This is a genomic window from Aquicoccus porphyridii, from assembly GCF_008369105.1.
GTDB lineage: Bacteria > Pseudomonadota > Alphaproteobacteria > Rhodobacterales > Rhodobacteraceae > Aquicoccus > Aquicoccus porphyridii.
This window is the reverse complement of the sequence record NZ_VINQ01000197.1, coordinates 1-389: the sequence shown is the minus strand read 5'-3', so window position 1 is coordinate 389 and position 389 is coordinate 1. Positions and strand designations below refer to the sequence as shown.

Here is a 389-nt window from a genome sequence, read left to right as displayed (position 1 = left end):
TGAGGATGATCACCACGGTGAACGGGTCGTAGGTGACCTCGGCGAGGTGGAACTTGATGCGCAGGTCGACGATCGGCACGATCGCCCCGCGCAGGTTGATCACGCCCTTGATGAAGGGCGGCGCGTTGGCGATCGCGGTGACCTGGTCGTAGCCGCGGATCTCCTGCACGCGGAGGATGTCGATGGCGTACTCCTCGCGGCCCAGGGTGAAGGTCAGGTATTCCTGCGCCGGGCCGTTCGCCTGGCTTGCCTCAGTGCCGTTCATCGGCGGTGTCCTCCCGCGCCGCCAGGCGTGGCAGCGCATCGACGTCGAGAATCAGGGCGACGCTGCCGTCGCCCATGATGGTGGCGCCGGCGATACCCTCCACGCGGCGGAAATTCTGTTCCAG

2 protein-coding genes are annotated in these 389 nt (G+C 66.6%); both read right to left on the bottom strand.

Going from position 1 to position 389, the window contains the following annotated elements; genetic code table 11:
- The coding region (locus tag FLO80_RS24170; protein WP_188078417.1) for a chemotaxis protein CheW at window positions 1-265 on the bottom strand (265 nt) is incomplete at its 3' end.
- Entirely contained in the window at window positions 252-389 is a 138-nt protein-coding gene (locus tag FLO80_RS24165) for a chemotaxis protein CheW (protein ID WP_369333783.1), read from the bottom strand. The genes FLO80_RS24170 and FLO80_RS24165, both read right to left, overlap by 14 nt.